Origin of the sequence: Mesorhizobium sp. M0618, assembly GCF_040320765.1 — a bacterium.
Lineage (GTDB): Bacteria > Pseudomonadota > Alphaproteobacteria > Rhizobiales > Rhizobiaceae > Mesorhizobium.
In genome coordinates this window covers 1-20,397 of the sequence record NZ_JAMYQH010000029.1, presented here as the reverse complement: position 1 = coordinate 20,397, position 20,397 = coordinate 1, and the positions used below count along the sequence as shown (strand labels likewise).

Sequence of the window (20,397 nt, the reverse complement as noted above, 5' to 3'; positions counted from 1 at the left end):
CGTACCTGGCCTGGAGCAATTCTAGGAAAAGTGTGAAGCGGTTTTCCGTCTAGAATCGCGTCAAAACAAAGAATTAGAGCAGCTCGCCGTTTCCGTGAAACGGTGAAATGCTCTAAGAAGGCCTGTCGCGGTCGCGCAACTCACGCATCATCAAGGCCGCTTCGGTGCGGTTTCGCACATTGAGCTTCGACAGCACCCCGGTCATGTGATGCTTGACGGTCTTCTCCTGCAGCTCAAGCCGCAAGGCGACTTCCTTGTTGCTCAGCCCCTCCGCCACCAGCCGCAGGATTTCCGTCTGCCGATCGGTGAGCTGCCGCAGCCGTTCCGCAATGCCGTCGGTCGGCTGCTGGGACTGGAGATCCGAAAGCAGCCGGGCCGACAGCGTCGGCGACAGATAGCTTTCGCCGGCTGCAACATTGCGCAGGATGTCGGCGAGCCCGCGCGACCCGACGCCTTTGAGGACATAGCCATTCACCCCTGCGTTCAGCGCCTTTGTCACATCGGCATTGGCCTCCGAAACGGTCAGCATGACGATCTTCTGGGCGGGATGGCTGGCGAGGATGCTTGCGACCGCGGTCAGCCCGCCGCCCGGCATGGAGATATCGAGCAGCAAGATGTCGGGCCGCACCGTCGTGGCGAGGCGTTCGGCATCCTGCGCCGTGGCGCCCTCGCCAACCATCTCGAAGCCCCCGATCTCCGACAGGCTGCGCGTCACACCTTCGCGAAAGAGGGGATGATCGTCGACAATGGCGATGCGGATGGTACCAGTCATGCTTGCTCCTCGACCGACAGACGGATCACCAAACGCGTACCTTGCGGCCCGGTCAAGGTTTCGAACTGTCCGCCAATGCTTTCGACCCGCTCCCTGAGGCCGGCGAGGCCGAGACCCTCGACCCGTGCCGCCGGATCGAAACCCGGCCCGCCGTCCGACACTTCGACAAAAAGCCTGCCACCTTTCATCCCGGCGCTCACCGCCTGATCCTTGCCTAGCCCGTGGCGATAGGCGTTGTTCAGCCCTTCCTGAACGAAACGATAGATGCTGATCTTCTCGGAAGCGCCGGGTTCCGGCAACTGTCCGGCCAGCGTCAGCGTCACCGACGTTCCCGTCCTCTGCTCGTGTTCCTTGACGGCCAGCCGCAGAATGTCGTTTGCGGCAGCCGTCTCGATCTGCGGAAGGACAAGGCCGGTGCAGATGCCGCGTATTTCGCGCATCGCATCCTCCAGTGTCTTGCGGATCATCGCGACCTCGGTCGAACGGCTTACGCCCGAATGGCCATCGCTGGAAAATATCGGGCTGTCCATGCGCAGCGCCGCCAGGGCCACGAGTTGGGCCGGGCCGTCATGGAGGTCGGCGCCGATGCGGCGCAGATATCTTTCGTTGAGCGCGGTGGCGCGGCGAGAGGCCCGTTGCACGCGCAGTCGCAAGGCACTGTTTTGCGCCACCAAATCCTGCAGCTCCGACACCTGGCGGCGTAGCGCCCCACGCTGGTCGTCGATGGTGCGGCTGCCGCGCAGGACGATGCCCGACAGGAGCAGGAATGCCGCCAGGGTCGCGCCGGCCACGATCAGCCAGCTCGACCACAGAGCGGACGCCAGGGTGGCCTGGAAATCGTCGGCGATCTCATAGAACTCGGTGACCGCCACCACCTCGCCCGACCAGGGCTCGCGCACGGGATTGTAGATCTCCAGCAAGGGCAAGCGGGTAGCCTTCTCCTCGCGTTCATCATCATCGAATGTATTGAATTCAGCGACGACGTTGCCTTCGAAGGCGGAACGCAGATTGTCGCTCGGACCGAAGCGGCGGCCGATCAGGGCCGTCTCCTTGGCGTAGAGAACCGTCCCGTCGCGGCGCCAGAGCACGAACGATTCGAGGCGCTTGCCAAGCGCGCCCTGGCCAAGCGTCTCGTCCAGCGCCTGCTTGACGGACTCGCTGAGCTCCTGCTCCTTGCGCAAGTCGGGAAGCAGCGGCGCAATCACGCTGTCGACATAGAGCGCCGTCGTGGCGGCCGAATTGCGGATGACGCCGTCCCGGATCTGCGCCGTCACCCAGGTGCCCACCACCAACATGACAGCCAGCAGGCCAAAGCCGCCGGCAATGACGAATTGCAGGGCAAGGGAAAGCTCGCTCCAGCGCCGCACCAGGTTTTGAAAACTGCGAATCATGAGCCCCTGACCGCCCTTCGAACCGACAGATTGGGCGATGGTAGTACTTTGAGCTTCCGGCTTGCCATTGCCAAGAGCTTCGTTTGGTCGAGGTCGCTTGACGTCCCGGCGCGCTTGGGAAACAACGTCCGCGACACACGCGGCGGGAGCCGCTTCGAGAGGGGACGGAGCGTTGAGTTTTTCAGGATTGCTGCAGCTCGGCTTTTCGACGGTCATTTTCCTGCTGGCGGCGACAGCCGCCAAGCAATGGGGCCTGGCGCCGAGCCTTGGCAAGATCGCGCTGACGCTGGCACTCTATTCGCTGGGCAATCTGATCATGCTGCGGCTGATCCGCGAATTCGGCATGTCGGTGTCGTTCAGCCTTTCCGCCGTCATCCAGCTGGTCTCGGTGAACGTCGTGGCACTGGTCTTCTTCGGCGAGCGCGTCAATGCGCTGCAGGCGACCGGGATCATGCTGGCGATCGCAGCGGTGGCGCTGATCACGCTCGGACCCTATCTGCAAGGCCGGCTGTAACGGGCGAATTGCCGATGAAGAACGCCGCGAACGCTTTGCTCAACCGGGTTGAATTCCCGGTGCTGCTGGCCGGCCTGGTCATCGCCGCCGGCCTGTGGGGATTCGAGGAGCTGATGGAGATGGCGCGCGCCACCACGCCGCACGCCTTCGATACCGAAATCCTGCTCGCCTTCCGCCAGGCGGGCCGCCCCGACAGCCCGGTCGGCCCGCTGTGGCTGCAAGGGGCGATGCGCGACATCACCAGCCTCGGCAGCGGCAGCGTGCTGGTGCTGATCGTGACGGCGGTCATCGTGTATCTCCTGCTTATCCGCAGGCCGGCGACCGCCCTTTTCATCTTCGTGGCGGTGGCCGGCGGTCAGGTGCTGTCGAGCCTGCTGAAAGCCGGCATCGACCGGCCGCGCCCCGAACTCGTCTCGCATCTCGTCAACGAAACGACGCTGTCTTTTCCGAGCGGCCACGCCATGCTGTCGGCGGTGACCTACCTGACGCTCGGCGCGCTGGCGGCACGCTTCCTGCCCGGTCGAACGACGAAGATCTATGTGCTGTCGCTGGCGGTGCTGACGACGCTGCTGGTTGGCATCAGCCGCATCTATCTTGGCGTCCACTGGCCATCGGACGTGCTTGCCGGCTGGTGCGCGGGCTTCGTCTGGGCGATGCTTTGCTGGCTCGCTGCCCGGGCGTGGCAGCGATGGCGTGGGCAGCACCCGGACGGCGAGACTGGAGACTAGATCAGCCGGTTGATCAGCCCGGGAAAGTATCTGAAAAAATGGTCAGTCAATGCGCCGCGCCTTACGTCCCAGACGTTCATACTAATGCTTGAAACATCACAATGATGGTATTATACCTCATTTCTGCAGACTCAGACGGGGATTCCGGTCGATGATCACTGCCGCGCAGATGCGTGCCGCAAGGGCGCTGGCCGGCATCGATCAGAAGACGCTCGCCGAGCGCGCCGGCGTTTCGCTTCCGACCATCCAGCGCATGGAGGCGAGCGATGGCGTGGTCAGGGGCGTGGTCGACACGCTGATGAAGGTCATCCAGGCTCTCGACGAGGCCGGGGTGGAGCTGATCGGCGAGAACCAGACCAGCGAGCGCGGCGGCCGGGGCGTGCGCCTCAAGCCTGCCGTGCCGCGGGGTCCCAAGGCTGAGCCGGCATAAAGTCGCGACGGCGACCGCCGACAGCCCTGCCGACGATCCCGCCGCCTTTCAGGGTGCGAAAGGCAGTCCATGGATCAGACGCAGCGGGCAGTGCATGAACCGGCCCACAGGTCGGTAAAGCCGACATTTTCCGAATTGTTCACACCGAAGCTGGTGACGGTCTGGCGCGAGGGCTACACGTTCGCCGACTTCAAGGCGGACGCCATTGCCGGGCTGACGGTCGCCATCGTCGCGCTGCCCTTGTCGATGGCGATCGCGATCGCTTCGGGGGTCGCTCCCGAGCGCGGCCTCTACACCTCGATCGTCGGCGGCTTCATCATTTCTGCGCTCGGCGGCAGCCGCTTCCAGATCGGCGGTCCGGCCGGCGCCTTCATTGTGCTGGTGGCAGCGACGGTTGCCCGCGTCGGCATCGATGGGCTGCTTTTGGCAACGATGATGGCAGGGGTCTTCCTGCTCGCCATCGGCTATCTTCGTCTCGGCACCTACATCAAATTCATTCCCTATCCGGTGACGGTCGGCTTCACCGCCGGCATCGCCGTCATCATCTTTTCAGGACAGATCGTCGAACTGTTCGGGCTGAAGCTTGCCGGCAAGGAGCCGGGACCGCTGGTGCCGAAGCTGATCGCGGTCGCCGAGGCGGCCGGCACCATCAACCCGGCGGCGACCTTGGTGGCGGTGTTGACCATCGTCACCATCGCCGGCCTGAAACGCTGGCGGCCGACATCGCCCGCAATGCTCATCGCCATCGGGCTGGCATCGCTGGTCGTGGCGCTTCTCTCGCTGCCCGCCGAGACGATCGGCACCCGCTTTGGCGGCATCCAGCGCAGCCTGCAAATGCCCGCTCTGCCACCGGTCAGCCTGGACAGGATGATTGACGTGCTGCCGGATGCCATCGCCTTCGCCTTGCTGGGCGCCATCGAATCGCTGCTGTCGGCGGTGGTCGCCGATGGAATGACGGGCCGACGGCATCGTTCCAACTGCGAACTGGTGGCGCAAGGCTTCGCCAACATCGCGTCCGCCCTGTTCGGCGGCATCTGCGCCACAGGCACCATCGCCCGCACGGCGACCAATGTGCGGGCCGGCGCCCACGGACCGGTTTCGGGCATCGTCCACTCAGCCATCCTGCTCGCTTTGATGCTGGTGGCGGCGCCGCTCGCCAGCTACATCCCGCTCGCCGCCCTTGCCGGCGTGCTGGCGGTCGTGTGCTGGAACATGTTCGAGAAACAGGCCTTCGCCACCTTGCTGCGTGCCTCACGCGGCGACGCGCTGGTGCTGATGGCGACCTTCCTGCTCGTCATCTTCCGCGATCTCACTGAAGGCATCGTCGTCGGCTTCGTGCTGGGGTCGATCCTGTTCATCGACCGCATGGCCAAATCGATTGCGGTCGAGGCCGATCAGCCGCTGGTGCAGGAGGATGTCGCCGACAGCACCAACGCCTACGATGCCAGCGAGGCGACCGACGCCGACACCGTGGTCTACCGCATCTCCGGCGCTTTCTTCTTCGGCGCCGCGTCGACCGTCGGCACCGTGCTCGACCGCATCGCCGACCAGCGCAAAAACTTCATCCTCGATTGCTCGGCCGTACCGTTCTTCGATTCGACGGCGGCCAACGTCATCGAGGGCGCCGCCCACAAGGCGAAACGCGCCGGCGTCCGCTTCATCATATCAGGTGCCGCGCCGCAGATCCGGCGTATGCTGATCAACCACGGCGTCAAGCGCCCGCTGGTGACCTATGCCGCCTCGATCAAGGATGCGCGGGCGCAGCTGAAAGGGAAGCTGGAGGCAGAGTAGAAATCGGGATTTGCCGGTCGGCGGGCCACACGGGTGTCCGCCGGTTGAACGCAAACGTTTTGGCCCTGGGTTGACTCACGCACGGCGCGACGTGAACGGCCGCTTTGCGCCCTCGTTTCCGCCATTCAGACTATCGTTGCAGCTTCCCGAAAGCTGACGGTCTGCTAAGCCAGCACTAAGGCCTCGAATGGGGTGGTAGCAGGTTACGCCGCCGGTCAGCCCGCTGCCCAACGATAATAGTCGCGTTGATGTCAATGCGAGCCCCAAATATCATGCAAGTACTCCTGGGCTATCCGCCCGGGTGGTCGTGCCACCGTGCGCGGCGATGAACATGGCGACGGCCGACCGGCAATAGGATTCGATTTCGTTGTCGTCCTCTGCTCTCGCCTCATCGAAGCGTGCGATAATCAGGAGATCGGATCCTTTGATAAGCGCGGCAAACAGGCGGGCGGACCGGAGAGGATCGGTCACGTTCAGAACCGCCTTCGCGTGCAACTGACGCAACAGGGCCTCGATTTGGGCGATGACATGGGCGGGGCCGGCTTCGTAATGGAGCTTGCTTAACGACTTTTGATTCGTCTTGTCGGCCATGATCATGGCTTCGACACTGCGGACGTCCGGGTTCAACAGCGTGCGAAGCAGGGATGATCCCACCACCATGAGCTGATCTTCGGCCGAACCGTCGACGCCTTCAAAAAGGGCCTGTGGTGCAAACTGATGGCAGCGGGCCGCGATGGCCGCGCTGAACAGCGCCTCCTTGTTCTCGAAGTGCCGATAGATGCTGAGCTTGGATATCTTCGCTCTCTGGGCGACCTTGTCCAATGTCGTCGCATGAAAACCCAATTCCTCAAAGAGTTCGCACGCGGCGTCGACTATCGTTTGGCCAAGCGCCTCATTGGCGGGCCGGCCGCGCCGGCCCTGGCTGTTTTCGGTCACGACAATTCCAGTCCTTGACAGTATCATAATTCTTGAATTACGATACCACGCAGTGTCAAAAATGTGCAAGCCAGGCCAAGCCATCCCTCATCCACACACGGAGCCCATCACCATGGATGACGTCATCATCATCGGCGGCAGCTTTGCCGGTCTCGCCGCCGCCCTGCAGCTCGGACGTGCCCGCCGCAAGGTCACCGTTCTCGATACCGGCCTGCCGCGCAACCGCTTCGCCGGCCACTCGCATGGTCTGCTCGGCCACGATCACAAGCCACCGCTGGACATCCTGGCCGAAGCGCGGAAGCAACTGGCGCGTTATCCCACGATCAGGCTGGTCAATGGCCGGGCCGACAGCATCTCCGGCACCATCGACGATTTCTCGGTCCTCACTGGCGATGGCGAACGCCTTGGGGCGCGCCGCCTGATCCTGAGTTATGGCGTCGCCGACCAGATGCCGGATGTTCCGGGCTTTGCCGAAAGCTGGGGCACATCCATTGTGCCCTGCCCCTATTGCGATGGCTTTGAAGTCGCCGACCAGCATTGGGGCCTCGTCTGGTCCGGCCCGCCGTCGCACAATTATGTCAGGCTGTACCACGACTGGACCGAAACATTGACGGTCTTCGCCGATGGTCACGACATTTCACCCGATGTTCGGGCCGATCTGGCGCGCCGCAACATACCTGTCGTTGATGGCCGGATCGCCGAAATCGCCCATCACCGGGGCCATATCACCACCGTTAATCTCGAGAGCGGCCGCAATGCCGCGGTCGACATCCTGTTCGCGCATCCGCGCAACAAGCCGTCCGCAAGCCTGCATGAATTAGTGGGCCTCGCCATGGTCAATACGCCCCTCGGCATCGCCATCAAGGTCGATGAGCGCCGCGAAACCAGCACAGCCGGCATCTATGCTGCCGGCGATCTTGCGAACCCGGCCATGGCCTCGGTCACCACGGCAATATCGCAAGGCGCGACGGCGGGTATCTCCGCCCAGCAGTCGATGCTGGTTTGAGAACACAGATTCCCCTCTCCGCACCGGTCTCCCTACGTCGTCGCCACCGTCGGCTGCCCGACAATACCAGCCAGTCTGCTGCCGGCCCCAATTGAGCCGTCGGTACGCCCGCAACCCGATGTCCGCTTTCGATGCCTCTCCACTAGAAGCTGACGGACTGCTACCGGCCCAAAGGCGACATCAAAATATCTGCTTGGCAATGTACGCTATTGGCGCTTGGCGGGCCGATCCGGGCGACGTCGTTTACTAGCCACAATAAGAGTTCGAGTTGGCGATCCTCGCCGATGAACGACAGGGGCTGTTGGCGAACGTCTCAGAGATCGGCCCTGAGGCACCGATCATGGCTCTCAGTCGAGCTTCAGCGCAGCCACTTCGCCCTCGTTCATCAACGGCACATAGAGGATCGACTTGCCGTCGGTGCCGATGTCGGCGCTGCCCGGTTTGAAATGCGCCAACGCTTCCGGCGCGCCGCCGGCTTGATAGCGGTAGAGCGTGCCGGTCATGTAGGCGGTGGCGTAGATGGTGTCGCCGATGGCTATGACGCCATCGAGATCGGCGAATTTCTGCGCGCCCGGCAAGGGCGAAACCACCTTGCTGGCGATGTCGACCGACAGCAGCCCACCCGGCTCCGCCGTGCTGAAGTCGGGCTTGATGCCCTTGCCCCAGGAGGCGACGATCAGCCTGTCGCCATCGGCGAAGACGCCGTTGGGCGAAGCCAGCATCGCATCCCTAGCGAACAGTTCCGGTTGTTCGCCGTCGATGCGATAGATCGTGTCGGCCAGCATGTCGGTGACATAGATCTTGCCTGATTGGTCCGATGTCATGTCGTTCAGGAAAACAGCGTTCGGTACCGTGATGCTGGCGACGAGCTTGCCGCTGGCGAGGTCGACGACGCGAACCTTGGTGATGTCGGCGACATAGAGCTTGCCGCCCGCTATCGCCATGCCCTTGGGCGCGTCCATGCCGTCGGTCCAGTGCCGGGTGACCGTCCTGCCGTCCACGGACAGCACGCTGAGATAGCCGTTGCCGTCGGCCTCGCCGGGATTGCCTGATATGTTGGAAACGATAAGGCGATTGTTGGCTGCGTCGAACAGTGCCGATTCCGGTTGTTCGAGGCCGGTGGCGCGCCAGAGTTCTCCAGCCTCGGCGGCAGGCGCGGCTGCGATGCCGATGACGGCGAGAAAGGCTGATGTGACGAGGGTGTTCATGGCTGCTCTCCTGTGATGACGGCGGAGAGCTATGATTTTCGATACTTTCCGGAAAGGCCGATAACCGCTAGTATCGAAATTCGATACGAAACCCACGGCAAGAGGTGCATTCCATGAACGGCCTTATCTTCGACGCGTTGAAGCGGACGCTGAAGGCGAAGGGCGTCACCTATCGCGAGCTTGCCGAACGCATGGGGGTTTCCGAGCCGACGGTGAAGCGCATCTTCCACGAGCGCAACTGCAAGCTCGACCGGCTGGTGGAGATCTGCGCTGCCGCCGGTGTCGAGCTGGAGAACGTGCTCGGCTCGATGAACCGGGGGCCTGGGCCGGTCAACCACATCGCGCCGGAGATCGAACGCAGGCTCGCCGGCCGGCCGGCACTGCTGTTCATCTTCGTCATGCTGTCGGAAAAATTCACGCCCGAGGGCATCATGCGCTCGCAAGGCCTGAGCGAAGCCTCGATGTTCCTCTATCTGCGCGATCTCGAGGAGCTCGGCCTGATCGCGCTCGGCCGCGGGCTCACGGCGAGATTGCTTGTCGAGACGCCGATCCAGTGGAATTTCGAAGGGCCGCTGCGGCCGCTGTTCGAGATGACCAACAAGAACTTCATCGGCTGGGCGATCACCCATATCGACAAGGAAGCGACCTTCGTCAGCTTTAGCAGGCGGATGCGGCCGGAGACGGCGGAGATGGTGCGACGCGAGGCGCAGGACCTCGCCGATCGCGCCAAACTGCTGGCCCATCACGATCAGCACACGACGCCGGAAGACGGGCTGGTCGGCTACAAATGGACGTTTGCCTTTGGCGCGACGCCATTCCCGGCGATCATGCCGATCGAGCCGCACGCGCGAGATGCCGGTGCGAGAGCAACGGACCCGGCCGCCAAGACACGGCGGCCGCTGCCGGCCTGATCGGCCAATCGTCTCAGCATGATTGCATCTGGCGGCTGAGCTTGCCGCGCACGGCCCTGGCGGTGCCGATGGCCACCATTTTCGCCGCTGTCTTGCCGCCTGGGCCTGCCATGCGGCCGGCGATGCCGACCGCGCCATTGACCGCGCCCATCATCTTCATCTGCCCGGCCGTCTCGTTCATGCTGGCCCTGCAGTCCTGCATTTTCCTGGTCGCCTCGACTGCAGCCAGGGCCTCGCCAAGGCCCTCAGGCGAGTCCGGGCCGGCCGCCAGCTCCGCCAATTGCGCATGCTGCTCTGGCGTGATCGGCGGGCTGGCGGCCGTCTGGCTGCAGCTGGACGCCAGCAGGCAGATAAGCATCGCGATCGGGCTGCCCCGCCTGACACGTGCCGTGGTTGGAAAAATGCCGCGATGTTCGGCCTCGAGGCTCCCGCTCGGAGTTGCTTTTCCCGCCACCCGTTTCCTGTTGCCCAACATCCTATCGCCCCATCGCCGGGCCGAGGATGAGGCTGCGGATTTTTGGCGTCAGCGGCCTGACGACATCGGCGAAGGGGTCGCCCTCGGCCCGCAAAGCCATCAACCCTTCGACCTCTTCGTCGATGGCGTCGATGGTCTCTGTCTTCTGTGCGTCGGTCAGCTCCTTCATGCCGGATATGGCATTCCTGAGCTTGGCGAAAATGGCATCGAGTTCTGCGACCGGCATCGTCGCCAGGAACCCGCGCATGGTCTCGCCAAGCGCGATCTTCCAGCTATCGGCGGTGAAACCGGCTGTGCCGATCAAGCCCTTGTCCGCGGCATCGCGCTCGTACCAGTCGGCGGCGATCTCCTCGTCATAGGCGAATTGACCGAATTCGGGTTGCAAGGCCTCGATCAGGCCGACGACCGCCGACGCATCCCGCGCTGTCAGCGCCAAGGCCTGCGGGCTGTCGAAGATCATGCAGGCAAGTGCGAGCGCGCCGGCCAGCCGGCGCATGGCTGCGAAACGCCGCTCAGCCATAACAATCCTCCGCAATGCCGGCCCGGGCACTGCTCGTCGCCTGGGACTGCAGAACCGAGCCGCCGATCGAGGCGGCCTGGCCGGCAATGACCCCACCATTGCCAGCCAGACCGCCAAGACCCCCCGCCATCGACAGGACACCGCCGAGCAGAGCCGCATTGGTCTGCGCCTTCGCCGCCTTCTTGGCGGCATCGGCGCAGGCCGTTTCCGTCGTCGGTTCGTTCTGGGCCTTCTTGCTGCCGGCCGCGCTCGCGATCGATGCCGGGTTGTTGTCGGCCTGGCCCGTTTGGCAGCCCGCCAGGGCAAGGGTCAGGGCCAGGAAAATGATCCTTTTCATGGTGCTGCTCATCATCGGGCAGCGCGCGGCGGCAGCTTGGCCTCGCGATGATCGGTCACCGCGTTGCCCAAGGCGATCGACAGCAGATAGACGCGCGGATTGAAGCCCGCCGCGGCCAGTGCCGACAGCGTCTTGAACAATTGCAAATGAAACATCGTGCCCCCTTGGATTGCCGCCAATGCGGTTCCGGTTTTGGAATCGCGCCGCAAACTAGGGGCATCGAAGGGGGTCAGCTTGGACAGAACGGCACTGAAAGCGGCCAAAACGGCCCGGGATTGACGTTTTGCAGGCCGCGGCGCATATGACCGCGCTCTTGGGCATGGGGGTGTCGATGACTGCGACGATGGGGCCGTCAGCTTCGTTCAGGCTGGCGACGGAGATGTTTCCGGAGCGGGATCGCGTCGAGATTACGCGCGAGGTTTACGGCCGCACCGTTCTGAGGGTGGACCTCGATCCGCTGGCGCCGGCGCAGATCGACATGCGGGTGCGCGCGTTGCCGGGCCTCGGCATCGCCACCGGCAGCTCATCGGAATTCCGGGTGCATCATACGTCGTCGCTGATCGACAACGACGACTTCGTTCTTCTGGCGGCCCTCGACGGGGGCAGTGTGATGAAGCATCGCGGCCGCGAGGAGGCGGTCGGCAACGGCCAGGCGCTCATGATGAGCGGTGAAGAGGTTGGCCTCAACCTGATCGGCGCCGGCGGGTTCCGCTTCGTCAATCTCAGTTTTTCGCGCAAGCAGCTTTCGCCTCTGATCGGCGATCCGGCCGCGGTCCTTATGCGGCCCTTGCCGACCCAGAGCGGGGCGATGCGGCTGTTGCTCGACTATATCAGCTCGATCCAGGAGGTCGGAGACGAGTTGACCGCGGAGGCCTGCCACCTTGCGGCGACGCATGTCTTCGACCTTGCCGCACTCGCCATGGGCGCGACCAGGGATGCGGCCCAGATCGCACGCGGCCGCGGCGTCAGCGTTGCCCGCTTGCGCGCCATCAAGGCCGATATCGTAGCGCATGGTGGCCATGTCGACCTGTCGGCGCAGGACGTCGCCGCCCGCCACGGACTGTCGGCCCGCTACGTCCGCAAGCTGTTCGAGAGCGATGGCACATCCTTGATTGATTTCATGATGAACCAGCGGCTGGCGCGCGCCCATCGCATGCTCGGCGATCCACGCCATGCCGGACGCAGCATCACCGCGATCGCCTACGAGGCCGGCTTCAACGACCTTTCCTATTTCAACCGGGCGTTCCGTCGGCGTTATGACGCTACTCCCTCGGACGTGCGGGCCGCGGCTTGCAAGCACTGACGCCAAAGCGCCGTCGGCCGGCGCGCTCCCGGGCCGTCCACGCGGTTGGACTCATTTGATCGCGTCTATTCGGCGGCCTTCGCCCCGGGATCGGCAATCTTGTCGTCCCAGACCATCTGCCGGTAGTCGAAACCATATTCCAGCGTCGGCTTGACGATGCGGAAATAGGGCGACAGGTCGAAATCGCGCGGCGTGTAGAGCGAGTGGTGGCGGATGTGCAGGATTTCCTTGCGCGAATAGTTCGACTGCGCGGAGGCTCGGCCGGGCGCACGGGTGATCTCGGGCAGGATCGGATAGCGGATCTGGCCATAGGCCTCGGCGATCAGCGTCGAGCAGATCGCCCGCGTCGGATCGCCGGAGCCGAAGGCCAGCATGCGGCGCCGCCAGCGCACCGGCACCGGCGGTGTCGGGAAGAAAAAACGCAGCATGTCGAAAATGTTCTTGAGGTCGTATTTCAGGCCGAGCCTGCCGATCATGAACGCGACGACCTTGTCGCGATCCTCCGGCGCCAGCCCGCTCGCCCGGCAGATGCGGGTGTTGTAGGTGCGGTAGCGCGACAATGGCACGGCGACGCAGCCTTCGCCGATCGTGACCTCGATCAGCCGCGGCCGCTCCGAGCCGTCTTGCGGCTCTGGCAAGGCGTCGCCGACATGGAAGGCCGCATGCGACCAGGTCGACTGGGTCAGGTATTTGATCGCCGCCGAGATCTTCTGGTTGCCCTCGATCAGCAGGATGTCGCCGGGCTCAAGCGTGCGGCGCAGCGTTTCGGCATCGGACGGTGTGTAGGGCTCGTAGCCGGACGATTCTTCCTGCAGCCGGCCGGCAAGCCAGCGGCCAAGTCGATCCAGAAGCGTGTCGCCGGGCTCGGTCATGCCCCATGGCGATTAGCATGGGCGGGTAATGAGGGCTAGCGCACGCCTTTCCTCCCCCTGTCCGGACCGAGAGGAAAGGCGCCAAGTCAGCTTGCCGTCGCAGCGGCCTCTTCCGGCGGCGCAGCCAGATCGTCACGCGCCTTGCGGGCCAGTTTGCGTGTCGAGCGTTTGGGACTGTCGCTGAACAGTTCGGCCGCCTCAGCAAGGCAGCTCTTCTTCAGCTGCTTCTCCGACCGTTTCAACAGCTTGCCCAGAAGTTTCGTGTCCTCGGGCAGCCCGAGCGGCTGGTCGTCGGCCTCGAGCAGCGCGCGCATCACCAGCACATCGTGCAGGTCGCCCAGCCGCTCGCCCAGTTCGTCGACCGCCTTGCGCCGGGCCTTGATCGGTGTCGGCCACAGCCTGCCGAGCAGCGACAGATGCATGCCGTGGGTCTTGGCCGCCTTGCGCAAATCGTGGAAATCATCGGCCGCGCCCCGCGATCCGGCCTTGTCGAGCGCCTTCCTGGCACGGCGCAGCGTGACGCGGGCACCTTCGGCAAGCACGTCGGCCGCCTGTTCCGGCTGGTCGGGCAAGGCCAGCGCTTCGATGCGTTTGAGGCCATCCTCGCAAGCGGTGGTCGCCGCGCCGATCGCCGCTTCGAGCCCGCTGCCTTCGTGCAGTTCATGCTGGCGCGCGATCAGCCTGTCGCGCGCAGCAGTAAGCCCATCGTCGGCGCTCTCCTTGGGAAAGTTTGCCGCCAGCCGGTCGATGGTTTCGATCAGCGCTGTCGCCTCGCGCGGACCGGCAAGCAGGCCGGCCACGTTGCGATAGCATTGGTTCTCGGTCTCACAAAACGTTTCGTTGCCGGAACGAACAAGCCGCAGCAAGGCACGAGTGCTCTTCAGCCGCTTGCGGCATTTGTGCAGCGCCTGTTCCGGCCGGCTCCGTGCGGCGTCAAGGTGATGCAGCGCCTTGCCGATTTCCTCGGCAAGGATACGTCTGACCTCGCCGGTCAGCGGCAGGCGCGGATCGATACGAAAGCTCATGCGGCGATCTCCGGTATCCCCCCAAGGGCGAGCGACGCGTTGTAGAATTTTGACTCGCCGGTGACTTCGCGGCCGAGCCAGTCAGGCAGCATTTCGTCCGGCACGTCCTCCGGCGTCTCAAGTTCGGCGATCACAAGTCCCGCGAGCGGACCGCCAAAGACATCGATTTCGTAGAGATAGCCACGGTGCCTAACATGGTGACGTGTCTTCTCGATGACACGTCCGATGGCGAAGTCCAGCATCTCCACCGCCTCCGACAGCGGGATCGAATATTCGAATTCGTCGCGTTCGCGCGCCTTGCTGCCGAATTTGAGCGTCAGCCTAGCGGAAGTGCCATCGCTGATGCGGATGCGCACCGTGCGCCCGGGGCCGGCAGCGAGATAGAACTGAAGAATGCGGATATTGGCCTCGGCCAACTCCCGCCATGCGGTGCTGGTGACCAGGAATTTTCGTTCGACTTCCTTGCCCATGGCCGCGCACTAAAGCGGTTGCCGCTGCCCATGGCAAGACGGTGACATACACGGATCGACGTTCGTGAATTGACTTTAATCAATCGATTGATTAAACTCGCGAGATGATCGAGCAGCCCGATGCCAAAAACCTTCGCCGCGAAGCATCTCCCGCCGAGATGACGCGTGCGGCGCTTGTCCGCGCGGCGCTGAAACTGTTCGGGCGTCAGGGTTTCGACGGCACCTCGACGCGCGAGATCGCCGCCGAGGCGCGAGCCAATATCGGCTCGATCGCCTATCATTTCGGCGGCAAGGAGGGCCTTCGTGCCGCTGCCGCAGACTTTATCGTCGAGACCATCCAGGGTGTGGCCGGCCAGGCGCTCGGCAATGCGCAGGCGCCGATGCCAGGCGGTCCGGAGGCGGCGCAAGCACAGCTCTTCGCGGCGCTGGAGCGGATGGTCGGCTTTGTCGTGGCCAGCCCGCAGGCCGGCGAGATCGTGCAGTTCGTTTTGCGCGAGCTTTCGCATCCGACGGCAGCCCTCGACCGCATCTATGACGGCGTCTTCGAGCCGACGCATCGCCGGCTGTGCCAGCTCTGGGAACAGGCGACCGGCGAGCCGGCCGAAAGCGAGGCCACAAGGCTCACCGTGTTCACGCTGATCGGCCAGGTCATCTATTTCCGCATCGGCCGCGAGGCGGTGATGCGCCGCATGGGCTGGCCCGATATCGGCGCCGCGGAGGCCGCCAAGGTGGTGGCGGTCACATCGGGCAATCTCAAGGCCATATTGGCCGCCAGAAAAGGGGCAAAGACAAAGGGGCAAAGACCATGAGTTTTCTGTGTTCGCTGCCGCTCGCCGCGCAGCTCTTCTCGGCCTGTGCCCCGGCAGCCCCGCTGGCCGTCGGCTATGTCGAGGGCGACTACGTGCTGCTGGCGCCGATCGAGGTGGCGCAGGTCGAGACCGTCGCTGTGAAGCGCGGCGACCGTGTGGTGCCCGGCACGACCGTGGTGACGCTGGAAAGTGCCGACGCAAAAATCGCGGTGGCGCAGGCGCAGGCCGGCCTTGCCCAGGCCCAGGCGCAATTGGCCGACCTGCAGATCGGCAAGCGGCCGGAAGAGATCGCCGTGCTGAAGGCCGAGGTCGACATGGCCAGCGCCCAGGCCGCCGACGCCAAGCGCAAATACGACCGCGCCGCCGATCTGTTCAAGCGCGGCGCCGGCACGCAAGCCGACTTCGACACCGCGTCGGCCTCGCTCGAAACGGCCAATGCGCAGGTCGGCCAGGCCAATGCCAATCTCGCCGTCGGCGGCCTGCCGGCACGCCCCGAGACGATCAAGGCCGCCGACAATCAGGTCAAGCAGGCGCAGGCGGCCCTGGAGCAGGCGCAATGGCGGCTGTCGAAGCGGGTGCTGGCAGCGCCTTCTCCGGGCCGCGTCAACGATGTCATCCGCAATCCGGGCGATACATCAGGTCCGACGGCGCCTGTCATCTCGATCCTGCCCGACGGCGCGGTCAAGCTCAGCGTCTACATCCCGGAGAACGCTTTCTCCTCGGTCAAGGTCGGCACCTTGCTCGGCGTCCATTGCGACGGCTGCGGCCCGGATGTGAAGGCGCGCGTCAGCTATGTCTCGCCGGATCCCGAGTTCACGCCACCGGTGATCTATTCGCTCGAGAACCGGCAGAAGCTGGTCTATCTGGTCGAAGCGCGGCCGGAGGGCGATGCCGGGCCGCTGCAGCCCGGCCAGATCGTCGATGTTGATCTCGCGGACAGTGCAAAATGAACGCCATCGACGTCCATGGCTTGGTCAAGCGTTTTGGCGACAAGACCGTCGTCGACCATGTGACGATGTCGGTCGCCGAGGGCGAGATCGTCGGCTTTCTCGGGCCCAACGGTTCGGGCAAGACCACCACCATCCGCATCATGTGTGGCCTGCTGACGCCGGACGAAGGCGAAGGCACGGTGCTCGGCTTCAACATCCGCACCGAGAGCCTGCGCATCAAGCGTGAAGTCGGCTACATGACGCAGAAATTCTCGTTCTACGAGGATTTGACGATCGGCGAGAATCTCGAATTCGTGGCGCGGCTCTACCGGTTGAAGCCGGTCGAGGAGCATGTGGCGCGCACGTTGGAGGACCTCGGCCTGGCGTCGCGCCGCAACCAGCTGGCCGGCACCTTGTCGGGCGGCTGGAAGCAGCGGCTGGCGCTGGCCGCCTGCATCATGCACAAGCCGAAATTGCTGCTGCTTGACGAGCCTACGGCCGGTGTCGATCCGAAGGCGCGGCGCGAATTCTGGGACGAGATCCATCGCCTCGCCAGCGGCGGGCTGACCGTGCTGGTCTCCACCCACTACATGGACGAAGCCGAGCGCTGCCACCGCATCAGCTATATCTCCTACGGCAAGATGCTGGCCACCGGCACCGTCGCCGAAGTGGTGAAAAATGCCGGGCTGACCACGTTTGTCCTGCAGGGCCCGCGGCTCGATCAGGTCGCCGAAGCGCTTCAGGGCCGCCCCGGCGTCGACCAGGTGGCGCCTTTCGGCGCGACGCTGCATGTCGTCGGCTCCGACAGGAAGAAGCTCGAAGCCGCACTCGCCGACGTCGAGAAAGAGCATAAGGGCGTGAAAGTTTCGCCCGGCGAAACCAGCCTCGAGGACGTCTTCATCCAGTTCATGTCCGGCTCGAAGGACAACATGGCATGAACAGCGTCTTTTCCTTCGCCCGGCTTGGCGCGCTGCTGATCAAGGAATTCATCCAGATGCGGCGCGACCGCATCACCTTCGCCATGATGCTGGGCGTGCCGCTGATACAGTTGGTGCTTTTCGGTTACGCCATCAACAACGATCCGAAGAGCCTGCCGGCGGCACTCGTGGCGACGAGCAACGATCCCTACACGCGTGCCATTGTCGCGGCGCTGCAGACCACCGGCTACTATCGTTTCGACCATGTCGCGCAAAGTGCCGCCGAGGCCGAGTTCCTGATATCGCGCGGCGACGTCGCCTTCGTCGTCACCATCCCCGCCGATTTCGCCAGGAGGGTGGAGAGCGGCAACAACCCGCAGATACTCATCGAAGCGGATGCCACCGACCCGGCTGTGGCCAGCGGCGCCATCTCGACGCTTGGCACCGTCGCCAGCCAGGCGCTGCTGAGGGCGCAAGGCACGCAGGAAGCCGCCGCCGAGGCCGCCAAGGGTCAGCTCGATGTCGTCGTACACCGGCGCTACAATCCCGAAGGCATCTCGCAATACAACATCGTGCCCGGCCTGCTCGGCGTCATCCTGCAGATGACCATGGTGATGATGACCTCGATCGCGCTGACGCGCGAGACCGAGCGCGGCACGATGGAGAACCTTCTGGCCATGCCGTCGAGCCCGCTCGAGATCATGATGGGCAAGGTGCTGCCCTATCTGGCGGTCGGCGGCGTGCAGGTGGTGGTGGTGCTGGCGGCGGCGAAGCTGCTGTTCGCAATCCCCTTCACCGGGTCGATGTCGCTGCTGTTGACCGCCGTGCTGATCTTCGTGCTGGCGCTGGTGCTGCTCGGCTACACGATTTCGACCGTCGCCCGCACGCAGATGCAGGCGCTCCAGCTCACCTTCTTCTTCTTCCTGCCGTCGATCATGCTGTCGGGTTTCATGTTCCCCTATCGCGGTATGCCGGACTGGGCGCAAATCTTCGGCGAGATATTCCCGCTGACGCATTTCCTGCGCATCACCCGCGCCGTGATGCTGAAGGGCGCTGAACTGCCCGCAGTGGCAGGCGAGATCGGCTGGCTGGTGGTGTTCGTGGCCTTGTTTGCCGGTGTGGCATTGGTGCGGTTCAGGCGGACGCTGGATTAGGGTCAAGGCCAATCAGCGGCCATCGCTTAACCGTTGAGCGAAGCTGGACCGCTGACGAACGGGTTCCCTTTGACATAGAACCGCAGCAGGCGGTCCGCATCCTTCGAGATGCCGATCCTGACACTCTTCCCGATTTCGCCGGGTTCGCCACCATCATGTCCGAGCCATAGCGGGCCTTCGCGGCAGAGATCGAGCCCGTCGAGCGAACGATCGATCCGCAACGCCTGGGCGAGCCTTCCCGGTCCCCGCGCCAGGTCGCGCAAACGCTCGATGCCGCGATTGAGCCGCATGATCGCGATGCCTTCGAGCGGCTCCAGCGCCCTGATCAGCACGCCGGTTCCGGTCCCCACCATCTCGCTCGAAACGTTGAGCATGTAGGAGATGCCGTAGGCGAGATAGACATAGGCGTGCCCAGGCTCGAGAAACAGCGAACGGTTGCGCGGCGTCATGCCCCGGTAGCCGTGCCCGGCGGCGTCGCCGGTCACATAGGCCTCGGTCTCGACAATGCGGCCGCTGACGACGCCTTCAGGAAGCTCGCGCACCACGATCTTGCCGATGAGAGTGCGGGCCAGCGATGCCGTATCACCAAGCAGTTCCGAGCGCGCGAGCGGGCGGTGGATGGCCATGCTCAGCGCTGCCGGATTTCAGGGTATCCGCTCGACCCGCCTGTCACCGCTCTAAGCCGCCGCCATGATCTCGGCATAAGTCCCGAAATCGACATTGCCGCCGGACAGCACCACTGCAATGCATTTGCCGGACAGTTCGATCTCGCCCGACGACAGTGCCGCCAGCGCCACGCAGCCGCCGGGCTCGACCACCAGCTTGAGATAGGCCATGGCGTCGCGCATCGCCTGAGCCGCCGCCTGGTCCGAGACGGCGATGCCACCGGTGAGGTTCCTGCGGTTGATCTCGAAGGTGATCAGGCCGGGCTCGGCGGCCAGGAGCGCGTCGCAGATGGAGCTATGGCCGGGCTCGTTCGAAACCCTGGCGCCTGCGGCCAGCGACCGGCGGGTGTCATCAAAATGCTCGGGCTCCACCGCCCAGACCGCAGTGTCCGGCGAGGCATCCTTGACAGCAACGGAGATGCCACTCGACAAGCCGCCGCCTCCACAGGGGACGATCACCGCATCGAGGTCAACGCCAAGCACTTTTGCCTGGCGCATCAATTCGAGGCCGATCGTGCCCTGGCCGGCAATGATGGCCGGGTCGTCGAAAGGCGGCACCAGCACCATGCCTCTTTCGATGTAAGGGCGAACCACGGTCATGCGATCGTCGCGAAAGCGGTCGAACGGCACCACCTCCGCCCCCATCTTGCGGACGTTAGCGATCTTCATCGCCGGCGCGTCTGAAGGCATGGCGATGACCGCCTCGACGCCGAACATCGCCGCCGACGCCGCGACGCCCTGCGCATGATTGCCCGACGAGAAGGCGACGACGCCTCGGCTGCGCTCCTCCTCGCTGAGCGACGACAGCTTGTTATAGGCGCCACGGAATTTGAACGAGCCGGTGCGCTGCAGCGTCTCCGGCTTGAACAGGATGCGGCCGCCGAAGCGCTTGTTCAGCTCCTGCGATTCGATCAACGGGGTTTCGACGATCAGGCCGGAGAGACGCGCGGCGGCGGCGTGGATGTCGGCGATGCCGGGAGGGGTGGTGGCGGTCATGTGAGGTCCAGTGGACAGAGGTCTTTCCATGATGCCCGCAAACAGATGTGGCGCACCAATGAAAAAATGTGACCGTTACAAAGTTTGGCGGGGCGGTCGGCAACGGCACGGCTGCACACCCCCCTCTGGCCTGCCGGCCATCTCCCCCTCAAGGGGCCTGTTGCAAAATTGTGTGGATGTGATTCCCTGTTTTTGAAACGGGGATCTTGCGATGACGACGAAGCCGAGCGGTCAGTTC

At 64.2% G+C, this 20,397-nt stretch carries 24 protein-coding genes; 11 read left to right on the top strand and 13 right to left on the bottom strand.

What is annotated here, in order from left to right:
- Positions 1 to 112: 112 nt before the first annotated feature.
- Together NKJ04_RS25980 and NKJ04_RS25975 are read right to left on the bottom strand one after the other, a co-directional pair.
- The gene (locus tag NKJ04_RS25980) at positions 113 to 772 is read right to left on the bottom strand and encodes a response regulator (protein ID WP_023813468.1); all 660 of its coding nucleotides are present in this window, start codon (positions 770 to 772) and stop codon (positions 113 to 115) included.
- Complete coding sequence (locus NKJ04_RS25975) at positions 769 to 2,163, bottom strand: sensor histidine kinase (protein ID WP_128305315.1); 1,395 nt, start codon at positions 2,161 to 2,163, stop codon at positions 769 to 771. Before NKJ04_RS25975 ends, NKJ04_RS25980 begins: the two co-directional genes overlap by 4 nt.
- Before the next feature lie 172 nt (positions 2,164 to 2,335).
- Here NKJ04_RS25975 and NKJ04_RS25970 point away from each other — a divergent pair, with 172 nt between their 5' ends.
- The 4 genes from NKJ04_RS25970 to NKJ04_RS25955 all read left to right on the top strand — a co-directional run bounded on the left by NKJ04_RS25970 (position 2,336) and on the right by NKJ04_RS25955 (position 5,626).
- Positions 2,336 to 2,677 carry a hypothetical protein gene (locus NKJ04_RS25970; RefSeq protein WP_013528672.1) on the top strand — a complete coding sequence of 114 codons (342 nt, stop codon included), beginning with the start codon at positions 2,336 to 2,338 and terminating at the stop codon, positions 2,675 to 2,677.
- A gap of 14 nt (positions 2,678 to 2,691) precedes the next feature.
- Positions 2,692 to 3,405, top strand: a complete 714-nt coding sequence (locus NKJ04_RS25965) for a phosphatase PAP2 family protein (RefSeq protein ID WP_128305314.1) — start codon at positions 2,692 to 2,694, stop codon at positions 3,403 to 3,405.
- A 151-nt stretch (positions 3,406 to 3,556) separates the two neighbouring features.
- Complete coding sequence (locus tag NKJ04_RS25960; protein ID WP_023813472.1) at positions 3,557 to 3,835, top strand: helix-turn-helix domain-containing protein; 279 nt, start codon at positions 3,557 to 3,559, stop codon at positions 3,833 to 3,835.
- Between the two features lie 69 nt (positions 3,836 to 3,904).
- Entirely contained in the window at positions 3,905 to 5,626 is a 1,722-nt protein-coding gene (locus NKJ04_RS25955; RefSeq protein WP_023813473.1) for a SulP family inorganic anion transporter, read from the top strand.
- Between the two features lie 270 nt (positions 5,627 to 5,896).
- Here NKJ04_RS25955 and NKJ04_RS25950 read toward each other — a convergent pair whose 3' ends face one another.
- A complete protein-coding gene (locus NKJ04_RS25950) occupies positions 5,897 to 6,568 on the bottom strand; it encodes a TetR/AcrR family transcriptional regulator (RefSeq protein ID WP_502895366.1) in 672 nt (223 codons plus the stop codon).
- Between the two features lie 106 nt (positions 6,569 to 6,674).
- Here NKJ04_RS25950 and NKJ04_RS25945 point away from each other — a divergent pair, with 106 nt between their 5' ends.
- Positions 6,675 to 7,568 carry an NAD(P)/FAD-dependent oxidoreductase gene (locus tag NKJ04_RS25945; protein ID WP_352677919.1) on the top strand — a complete coding sequence of 298 codons (894 nt, stop codon included), beginning with the start codon at positions 6,675 to 6,677 and terminating at the stop codon, positions 7,566 to 7,568.
- A gap of 347 nt (positions 7,569 to 7,915) precedes the next feature.
- Here NKJ04_RS25945 and NKJ04_RS25940 read toward each other — a convergent pair whose 3' ends face one another.
- Positions 7,916 to 8,776: an SMP-30/gluconolactonase/LRE family protein gene (locus NKJ04_RS25940; protein ID WP_352613134.1), complete on the bottom strand. Its 861-nt coding sequence runs from the start codon at positions 8,774 to 8,776 to the stop codon at positions 7,916 to 7,918.
- Between the two features lie 113 nt (positions 8,777 to 8,889).
- On the opposite strand from NKJ04_RS25940, the gene NKJ04_RS25935 reads away from it, so the two are divergent.
- Positions 8,890 to 9,687, top strand: a complete 798-nt coding sequence (locus NKJ04_RS25935; protein ID WP_352628845.1) for a helix-turn-helix domain-containing protein — start codon at positions 8,890 to 8,892, stop codon at positions 9,685 to 9,687.
- A gap of 13 nt (positions 9,688 to 9,700) precedes the next feature.
- Here NKJ04_RS25935 and NKJ04_RS25930 read toward each other — a convergent pair whose 3' ends face one another.
- Genes NKJ04_RS25930 through NKJ04_RS25915 form a run of 4 tightly spaced genes read right to left on the bottom strand, consistent with a single transcriptional unit; the run spans position 9,701 to position 11,174 of the window.
- A complete protein-coding gene (locus NKJ04_RS25930) occupies positions 9,701 to 10,141 on the bottom strand; it encodes a hypothetical protein (protein ID WP_164893054.1) in 441 nt (146 codons plus the stop codon).
- A gap of 22 nt (positions 10,142 to 10,163) precedes the next feature.
- The gene (locus NKJ04_RS25925) at positions 10,164 to 10,682 is read right to left on the bottom strand and encodes a hypothetical protein (RefSeq protein WP_352677917.1); all 519 of its coding nucleotides are present in this window, start codon (positions 10,680 to 10,682) and stop codon (positions 10,164 to 10,166) included.
- On the bottom strand, positions 10,675 to 11,019 hold the full coding sequence (locus NKJ04_RS25920; RefSeq protein ID WP_128305307.1) for a hypothetical protein: 345 nt from the start codon (positions 11,017 to 11,019) through the stop codon (positions 10,675 to 10,677). Before NKJ04_RS25920 ends, NKJ04_RS25925 begins: the two co-directional genes overlap by 8 nt.
- A gap of 11 nt (positions 11,020 to 11,030) precedes the next feature.
- Positions 11,031 to 11,174: a hypothetical protein gene (locus NKJ04_RS25915; protein ID WP_023813481.1), complete on the bottom strand. Its 144-nt coding sequence runs from the start codon at positions 11,172 to 11,174 to the stop codon at positions 11,031 to 11,033.
- A 146-nt stretch (positions 11,175 to 11,320) separates the two neighbouring features.
- Between NKJ04_RS25915 and NKJ04_RS25910 the strand changes: the two genes are divergently transcribed.
- On the top strand, positions 11,321 to 12,322 hold the full coding sequence (locus NKJ04_RS25910) for a helix-turn-helix transcriptional regulator (RefSeq protein ID WP_245486339.1): 1,002 nt from the start codon (positions 11,321 to 11,323) through the stop codon (positions 12,320 to 12,322).
- A 65-nt stretch (positions 12,323 to 12,387) separates the two neighbouring features.
- Here NKJ04_RS25910 and NKJ04_RS25905 read toward each other — a convergent pair whose 3' ends face one another.
- The 3 genes from NKJ04_RS25905 to NKJ04_RS25895 form a co-directional block, all read right to left on the bottom strand.
- Positions 12,388 to 13,194 (bottom strand): C40 family peptidase, encoded by an 807-nt coding sequence (locus tag NKJ04_RS25905; RefSeq protein ID WP_352677914.1) that lies wholly within the window; start codon positions 13,192 to 13,194, stop codon positions 12,388 to 12,390.
- Between the two features lie 86 nt (positions 13,195 to 13,280).
- Entirely contained in the window at positions 13,281 to 14,219 is a 939-nt protein-coding gene (locus NKJ04_RS25900) for a CHAD domain-containing protein (protein WP_352677912.1), read from the bottom strand.
- Positions 14,216 to 14,689: a CYTH domain-containing protein gene (locus tag NKJ04_RS25895; protein ID WP_023813485.1), complete on the bottom strand. Its 474-nt coding sequence runs from the start codon at positions 14,687 to 14,689 to the stop codon at positions 14,216 to 14,218. Before NKJ04_RS25895 ends, NKJ04_RS25900 begins: the two co-directional genes overlap by 4 nt.
- Positions 14,690 to 14,793: 104 nt before the next feature.
- Here NKJ04_RS25895 and NKJ04_RS25890 point away from each other — a divergent pair, with 104 nt between their 5' ends.
- Genes NKJ04_RS25890 through NKJ04_RS25875 form a run of 4 tightly spaced genes read left to right on the top strand, consistent with a single transcriptional unit; the run spans position 14,794 to position 18,498 of the window.
- Positions 14,794 to 15,498 carry a CerR family C-terminal domain-containing protein gene (locus NKJ04_RS25890; protein ID WP_352677910.1) on the top strand — a complete coding sequence of 235 codons (705 nt, stop codon included), beginning with the start codon at positions 14,794 to 14,796 and terminating at the stop codon, positions 15,496 to 15,498.
- Complete coding sequence (locus NKJ04_RS25885) at positions 15,495 to 16,448, top strand: HlyD family secretion protein (protein ID WP_352677908.1); 954 nt, start codon at positions 15,495 to 15,497, stop codon at positions 16,446 to 16,448. Before NKJ04_RS25890 ends, NKJ04_RS25885 begins: the two co-directional genes overlap by 4 nt.
- The gene (locus tag NKJ04_RS25880; RefSeq protein ID WP_352677906.1) at positions 16,445 to 17,365 is read left to right on the top strand and encodes an ABC transporter ATP-binding protein; all 921 of its coding nucleotides are present in this window, start codon (positions 16,445 to 16,447) and stop codon (positions 17,363 to 17,365) included. Before NKJ04_RS25885 ends, NKJ04_RS25880 begins: the two co-directional genes overlap by 4 nt.
- Entirely contained in the window at positions 17,362 to 18,498 is a 1,137-nt protein-coding gene (locus NKJ04_RS25875) for an ABC transporter permease (protein WP_352613459.1), read from the top strand. Before NKJ04_RS25880 ends, NKJ04_RS25875 begins: the two co-directional genes overlap by 4 nt.
- A 26-nt stretch (positions 18,499 to 18,524) precedes the next feature.
- Here NKJ04_RS25875 and NKJ04_RS25870 read toward each other — a convergent pair whose 3' ends face one another.
- Together NKJ04_RS25870 and NKJ04_RS25865 are read right to left on the bottom strand one after the other, a co-directional pair.
- On the bottom strand, positions 18,525 to 19,124 hold the full coding sequence (locus NKJ04_RS25870; RefSeq protein ID WP_352613457.1) for a DNA-3-methyladenine glycosylase: 600 nt from the start codon (positions 19,122 to 19,124) through the stop codon (positions 18,525 to 18,527).
- 51 nt (positions 19,125 to 19,175) lie between these two features.
- Positions 19,176 to 20,159, bottom strand: a complete 984-nt coding sequence (locus NKJ04_RS25865) for a threonine/serine dehydratase family protein (RefSeq protein WP_352677903.1) — start codon at positions 20,157 to 20,159, stop codon at positions 19,176 to 19,178.
- Positions 20,160 to 20,397 lie beyond the last annotated feature (238 nt).